Here is a 7500-nt window from a genome sequence, read left to right on the forward strand (position 1 = left end):
TTAAACGATATCATCAACATCATCCGCAACAGAAACATCAACATTCCCGCAGGTTCGGTGGATTCGGAAACCGCATTCGATTTAAGAATCGACGGAGAATTCAAAAATCCCTCCGAAATCGGCAAAATTCCGGCCAGGACCAACGAGATTTTCTCGACGGTAAAACTCGGGGACATCGCGAGAGTGGAAGATACTTTCGAGTATCCAAGATTTCTTGCAATTGCAAACGGGAAACAAGGGTTGATTCTTTCTGTAATCAAAAAGGAAAGAGCGGACGCAATCGAGGTTGCGGATAATGTTCATTCCAAAATGCAAGAATTATCCAAAACCTATCCTTCCGGTATGAAGACATTCATATTGAACGACGAGGCCAAAAGAACAAAAAATCGCCTCAGTGTGGTTTCTTCCAACGCTTTGATCGGATTTACGATCGTCTTCGGAATTTTATTCTTATTTTTGGATTTTAGAACGGCGACCCTCACTTCTCTTTCTCTTCCGTTTTCGATGTTGATGACGTTTGCGGTTCTTCCACTTTTTGACGTTTCGTTTAACATGATTTCGATGATGGGTTTAATAATCTCGTTGGGAATGCTCGTTGATAACTCAATCGTAATCTCGGAAAACATATACACATATCTCTCGGAAAAGAACGATACTTTCACCGCATCGTTACGCGGAACCGTAGAGATGGTTGTTCCTATTTTCGGATCTTATCTCACAACGGTAACGGCTTTTCTTCCGATGTTATTTATGACCGGTATCATGGGAAAATTCATCTGGGAAATTCCTTTGGTGGTAATCGTCGCACTTACTGCAAGTCTTATAGAATCTTTCTTATTCTTACCGGCAAGGATCGTGGCCTTTGCAAAAACTCCCGACCAGATGAAAATCAAAAGTCGATTCCGACTCAAAATGGATTCCATCTTCCATTCGATCGAAACGAATTTTTCAAAATTCGTTTCGTTTAACATCCGACACAAAAAGTCCTCGTTTGCAATCATCTTGCTGTTGGTCTTCGGATCCTGCGGTGCCATGTCTCAGATGGACTTTATCCTTTTTCCGAAAGAAGACATCGAAATCATCATGATCAAAGCCGAGTTCTCTCCTACTTCCAGAATTTTCCAAACCAGAGAAAAAACGAAGTACATGGAAAATATCGTTCAAAAAATTCCCAAGGAAGAATTGGTCAGCTACTCCACAAAAATCGGAGTACAACAAACCGACCCGGACGATCCTTTATCACGTTTCGGCGAGAATCTTGCCGTAATTCTTATTTACCTGACTCCGGAAGCAAAACGGAAAAGAAAAGCGTCCGAAATTCTTCGCTCCATCGAACCGGACCTCAGAAAAACACCGGGGGTAAACGAAATCTTTTTAGAAGAATTCGGAAACGCTCCTCCAATCGGAGCACCGATCACGATATCGATCCAAGGAAATGATTACGAAACTCTAAAGAAGATTTCGAACGAGTTGCAGTCGTTTTTAAAATCGATTCCCGGGGTTTTTTCCGTTCGAGACGACTATCGTTACGGTCGTAAACAAATGTATATCCAACTCGATAAAGGACTTGAGAGTTTTACGGGCATCTCCACATTATCCGCCGCAAACGGTTTGAGAACGGCTTACGACGGAGAAAGAGCGGGGACAGTTCGTAAGGGAAGAACAAAAATATATTTGAGAGTCCTCTACGACAAGGACTTTCGCAAAAATCCGAACGAAATCAAATCGATTCCTCTTAGAAACAAAGCAGGGAATATTACGAATCTTGCAAAGATTTCCAAAATGAATCTGATCGAATCCCCGGAACTTCTCGCGCATAAAGATTTTGATCGCGCCATTACGGTAAATGGAGACGTAAAGTTAGACGAAATAACCGCCCACGACGCAAATCAAAGAGTAGCGAACAAATTCAAACCTTTAATCGAACGACAGTATCCCGGAATATCTCTCACATTCGGCGGAGAGGAAAAAGACACCCAAAGATCCATGACATCTCTCGCTAAAGCCGGTCTTATAGCAATTTTCGGTATTTTTGGAATTCTCGCGTTGACGATTAAAAGTTTTTGGAAACCGATATTGATCCTCAGTACAATTCCATTAGGGATTATTGGAATCGTGATCGGTTTTCCTCTTTCCGGAAAATCCATCAGCTTCTTGGCGATGATCGGAATTATAGGTTTAGCGGGAGTTCTCGTAAACGCATCCATCGTCCTCGTAGATTGTATCGATTCGATTAGAAAAGATTCCAAGGCAAGCATGGACGAGATCCTGATAGAAGCGAGCCAAAGAAGATTTAGACCAATTCTTTTAACGACTCTTACTACGGTTGCGGGTCTATTACCGACCGCATACAGTCTCGGGGGCTCGGATCCGGTTTTGATTCCGATGACATTAGCCTTAGGTTGGGGATTAGGCTTCGGAACATTAGGAAGTCTTTTTTACGTTCCGGTCACATTATCCGTGTTTAACGATCTTATGATAAAATTCGGCAAAAAGAAAACCTAAAAAGAAGTAAAACTTCGACTGAACACTTATCGAACGTGATCGAGCTAAAGGGAAAAGAAACCATCTCAAAAATACTCTATCTTCGCTTAAAGTGCGTCCCATTCTAAGATATTTTTGAGATAGCTTTAACTTTCCCGAATTCAAGATTTATAGAAGAAAAGATCCTCGAAAAACCGTTGGAAGCGAATCGACTTCTTTTTCGAAAATGTGCGAGCTTCCTCGCAATTAGAGAGGAATTTCCAAAAAGAAACTTAATTGTGTTTATTATTAATTCCTAATAAACAGGATTCTTACCAAGAACTTATCCCAAATCCCGTCGAACGCCAATAGAAGCGAAACGCTGAGTTTCACAAAAACATAGGAACTCCGCAACGGAAATGCAGAGATTGGATCATTCCTGAAATTTTTTAGGACCAATCCCTGCCTAACGATTTGGATCAATAATCTTGTCTATAAATCGCTCCGCCGGAAACATTTTCCGGAGAGGAAGTGCCGGTCCAAAAGTTTGCTTGGAACTGAAGATAAACCGTTCTTGAGTCGCAGTTATCCGTGGTATTCCAAAAATAGTGCTTAGCTGTATTCGTATGAATGACTTGATAAAAAAGTTGAACCTTATAGAGATGATAATCTCCCATCAAGTTGATTCCCGCCCAGTAGATATAATAAGCCTCTCCGGGTTCGAACATTTGACTCTGGTTCCAATCTCCTTTCAGAAACTCGGCCTTGAAAACGGGCATAATATATTTCGAATCGTAGAGATGAAAATTATAACCGATTGTACCGTGATAACTCGTCACTTGGTTGGCCGCAGAACCTGAAAATTTACTCCACGCTCCATTCAAATAAAAACCCTTCCAGGTAAAAGTCATATCATATGTATGACCGACGATTCCAAAATTTGGACGCCCCGGAGTTGTGATCGTTCTGTCTGCAAGATAATCGGATTTAAGTCCTGTGGGATCGATTCCTCCGGTGGGAGTCGTTTGCTGAATCGCCAATCTAGTCGGAGTTTGATCCTTAAGAAGAAACTCGATAGGAACCGGCTGAGAAGTCTTGAGTTGAGTCGTCTGAGCCATGGCCGCCCCGAAAGATAATTTCGCATCGTCTTGAAAGATCTCGTCTCCTTCCACCCAACCAATATCCTTGTCCTTTTTGATCAAACCACCGAATACGTTGTATTGAACTCTTCCGTAATAAATCGGAGCAAGCAATTGAGGAAGATTCTGGCGTGCGGCCGTGTTATCTTGTCTTCTACCGTAACCGTAATCTCCACCACCACCGTGACCGTTCCCGATAAAACCGTGAAGAGACAAATATCGCGTATATTTTTTATCGATCGCTTCAAGAGGATGGATTGCAATCATCGCACCCGTATCGAACTGAGGAAGTATGTTTGTGACAATCGATCTTTCCAAGGAAATGAAATTTGCGGAACTTTGAATATACTCTCTGTTAAACGGAACGTTAATCTGTCCTAAAGTAACACGAGAACTGAGAATCGGAATGTTCACCCAAATCACAGCCTCGTGAATCAAACCTCGAGCATCGTTTAACGTGACATCCTGAACGTCTCCCGTAGTTTTATTTTTCGTGATTCTTAAAAACTGGCTATTAAGAGCGTTCTCCAAACGAAGTTGAGTCGCAAAACCCCACCATTTCGCTCCCTGATAAAAAAAACCGAGACGGAGTCGTCTAAAGTTCGCGTCCACGGTATGAAAGTCTTCGTTCCCCGAAAAAGCGGATTGACGATCCCCGCTGACGCCGCGGAACTGAGTTCTTGCCGCAATCACGAGTTTCTCTTCATTTATATTTTCGGGTCTGTGTTTGAAATGATTCGGAAGTTGCATGTCCTTGCGTTCCGGATAATTTTCTTTCCCCAAAGAATCGATTTTAGTTCGGTTCGGGCCCGGTTTTGTATAAATCAAACCGGTATCATTGTCCTCATAAAATTCTTTTTTCGTTTTTTCAGGAGATTTAGAATCTCCACCCGTAGGTTTTTCTTGAGCGAATAATCCGGTTTCAATGGATAAAATTAAACCAAAAATCTGAAAACCGATTTGTAACTTTCTACTTCTTTTATTACATTTTTTTTGCTTTTCCATTTCAAGACGTCGGTTAACAACCTTTCCCCTTCTCTGCTTGAGCTTTTTGTAATTCCACTGAAATCTATATTTCATTCTCATTACAATCGGATGAGAAAATTGTTTCAATTCAATTACAATCCGCGACCTTCATAACGTAAGTAAGAACTAACTAAATGCAAATATCGGAATATTTTTCGAACGCGCAAAACGATCCCAATGTCTCTAACAGTTCGGTCGAATCGCGAAGCGAAGATATAAACTGAACAGACGCGAAAAGAAATCTTTTAAAATCCAAGGAAGAATAAAATTCAAAAAATTATTTCCAAACCGGATCAATTCGGGCAAAAATAAGTTGATTTGGGAAGTTATCTTTCTAGAAACCGTCTTAAAAACCGTTCTTTGAGTCTCGAAGTTTTTTTATATCGTTGAAATCTGTTTTCGGGATGATTTCTAGAATTCTTTTTCGTTCAAGCCTGAGCGAGAACAGGGTCGACGTCTAAAAAGTATGGCAAATCAGTTGAAAAAACGCCGGGAAAACCAAGAAGGCAACTTCTATGTGGATTCCACTTGCATCGATTGCGAAACGTGCAGAATCCTTGCACCATCCATCTTCTCTGAAAAAAACGGAGGTTCTTACGTTAGAAAACAACCAGAGACGGAATCCGAAAAGATCAAAGCGCTTCAAGCTTTGCTTTCCTGTCCTACCACTTCCATAGGCACCGAAGATAGAATGGATCTAAAAGAAGTGAAGGAAACGTTTCCTTCCAAAATCGAAACAAACGTATATTATTGCGGTTATCATTCGAAAGATTCTTTTGGAGCGTTTTCGTATTTCATTCTTAGGGAAGAGGGAAACATTCTCGTTGATTCTCCCCGGTTCGTATCTTCTCTTGCGAATAAGATAGAATCTTTGGGAGGCATTCGTTACCATTTTTTAACTCATCGAGACGACATAGCCGACCATCAAAAATTCAAGGAACGATTCGGATGCGATCGAATCATCCAAGAATATGATCAAAGATCGGTTCCTTCCGCAGAAATCGTTCTAAAAGGCGAAACAGTATTCAAGCTCGGAAGCGACGTCAAAATCATCCCCACTCCGGGACATACAAAAGGACACTCGGTGCTATTACTGGAAGATCGTTTTCTTTTTACGGGAGACCATCTCGCTTATGATCCGCAAAAAGACCGCCTGATTGCCTTTAAGGGAGTTTGTTGGTATTCCTGGTCAGAACAGATCAATTCCATGAAAAAATTGAAGGATTATCCCTTCGAATGGATTTTGCCAGGACACGGATATCCGGTAAAAAAGGAATACAAAACGATGCAAAATCTTTTAAAGGACTGTATTTCCTGGATGGAAAAATGTTAAGCGACTTCAAAGAAGAACATAAATTTCATTTTCTTCTTTTCGAAACTTATCCCTCAAATTGAAAATCAATTCCTCCGTTTCTTCCCGAAACCGACTTTCGTTTTTTAAAATGGAGGAGGGAAGCAACCAGTTGCAATAGTACTTTTTAAAAGAATTCTTCAGGTCGATGGAGCGGCTTCTGAAATTTTCCGCAAGAGCGGACGTATTTTCAATCTGTAGGTTTTTGATTTTGGGATAGATTAAATTTTCTTCCAGATTCAGATGAAGTTTCAATCTCGCGGAAAAACTTGCAAGCTCGTGCAGAAGTTCGTCCATATCTTCGGAAATCTTCCCTTCCTTAAGAAGCCTGCTTTCAATATCGTTCAGTAGTTTTTGAATTTCGATGTACTGAATCTTATAGAACTCTATGTTCAAAACCTTTATCCTTGTATTTAAAGCCTATCCTAAAACCTTAATATAAACCGACAAACCCCAACAAGTTTATAACAAACCTGGGAGTTCCCACATCCTAAGGTCCTAGAGCAGACTCTGAATGAATCTTTTTCTACAGCTCGTTCAAAATAAGCCGAAAAAGATAAAAAGCCTTAATTCCAAAAAGAAAAAAAGCCTTCTGAAGCCAAGTGATTAATTTGTTCTACATCGGTTTGCGGGCTAAAAACATTCATCACAGAAAATAATGATAAAAATTCGATTCTAGAGAAATTATCGTATTGTTCTTTCCGATCTTCTTGTCGCCTTTTGTTGAAATCTACAATCCGTTATCAAAACGAATGTAAACTAGCTCACTTCTCAAAAAGAAAAATTTTCTCATTCGAACGAAAATTCTCATTGGGTTCTACAAAATAATTTTATAAAGGGAAAAAATAAAAACATTTTCCATATAAAATTATAATAAAAAATATTTTGAATTATATTACGAATTTCATTATTGCTATCTGACGCTATAATTTCATACATGGGAATGCAAATACAGAACTTATCTCCATCTTTACAAAAATCGTTACTGTATTTTTCGGATCAATCGACGGAAGGAATTGTTGTTTTGGACCGTGACTGGAAAACCGTGTACGCAAATCATAAATTCCAAAATTTTTGGTCCTTCCCAAATTTCCAAGTGCTTTACGAAAAGATAATCCCTCTTCTCAAATCCAAGGAAAATCAATATTTGGAGAACGATACGAACATATCCCATCTTCTTCAAGAAATCGAAGATCCTGAAGATTCCTTTTTAGGTGAAACGAATTTCCAGCTACAGCTCAGCGTTCACAATTTTGAAGACTCTTATATGATTCGGTTTAAACCTCAGCCGAACGCCCAATCCAAGAAAGAATACGAAACAGGCCACTGGGATCGAAATACGAATCTTCCCAATCAAAAATACTTTTTAAATCATTTTGGAAAACAAATCACCGAAGACGAATCCGCCATGAACGGACACTTTTCGTTTCTGATTTCCATATCCAATCCGGACTCGATCATATCCAAAGAAAATAATCCGTATTTTGAATATATCTACGCAAAAGTAGCCGACCGATTGAA

Annotated in this window: 5 protein-coding genes (2 of these 5 running past the window's edge); 3 read left to right on the forward strand and 2 right to left on the reverse strand. The window is 39.9% G+C overall.

All coding sequences use genetic code 11. The features are described 5' to 3' along the window. Nucleotides 1–2505: the 3' portion of an efflux RND transporter permease subunit gene (locus CLV95_RS13445; RefSeq protein WP_002734191.1), read on the forward strand. 600 nt of this gene lie to the left of the window's left edge; the window shows 2505 of its 3105 coding nt (coding positions 601–3105); its start codon lies off the left edge, out of view; its stop codon occupies nt 2503–2505. Between the two features lie 437 nt (nt 2506–2942). Here the strand turns inward: CLV95_RS13445 and CLV95_RS13450 are convergent, their stop codons facing one another. Then, nucleotides 2943–4607, reverse strand: coding sequence for a hypothetical protein (locus tag CLV95_RS13450; RefSeq protein ID WP_026054866.1), 1665 nt, complete (start codon nt 4605–4607; stop codon nt 2943–2945). Nucleotides 4608–5094: 487 nt separating this feature from the next. Between CLV95_RS13450 and CLV95_RS13455 the strand changes: the two genes are divergently transcribed. Beyond that, nucleotides 5095–5961: an MBL fold metallo-hydrolase gene (locus tag CLV95_RS13455; RefSeq protein WP_002737058.1), complete on the forward strand. Its 867-nt coding sequence runs from the start codon at nt 5095–5097 to the stop codon at nt 5959–5961. A gap of 6 nt (nt 5962–5967) precedes the next feature. On the opposite strand, the gene CLV95_RS13460 is transcribed toward CLV95_RS13455, so the two are convergent. Then, nucleotides 5968–6375: a hemerythrin domain-containing protein gene (locus CLV95_RS13460; protein WP_002728832.1), complete on the reverse strand. Its 408-nt coding sequence runs from the start codon at nt 6373–6375 to the stop codon at nt 5968–5970. Between the two features lie 547 nt (nt 6376–6922). On the opposite strand from CLV95_RS13460, the gene CLV95_RS13465 reads away from it, so the two are divergent. Beyond that, on the forward strand, nt 6923–7500 hold the 5' end (the start) of the coding sequence (locus tag CLV95_RS13465) for a GGDEF domain-containing phosphodiesterase (RefSeq protein ID WP_026054037.1). The gene runs 1090 nt beyond the window's last position; the window shows 578 of its 1668 coding nt (coding positions 1–578); its start codon is at nt 6923–6925; the stop codon falls past the right edge of the window.

This window comes from Leptospira borgpetersenii serovar Javanica (assembly GCF_003046425.1).
Taxonomy (GTDB): domain Bacteria; phylum Spirochaetota; class Leptospiria; order Leptospirales; family Leptospiraceae; genus Leptospira; species Leptospira borgpetersenii.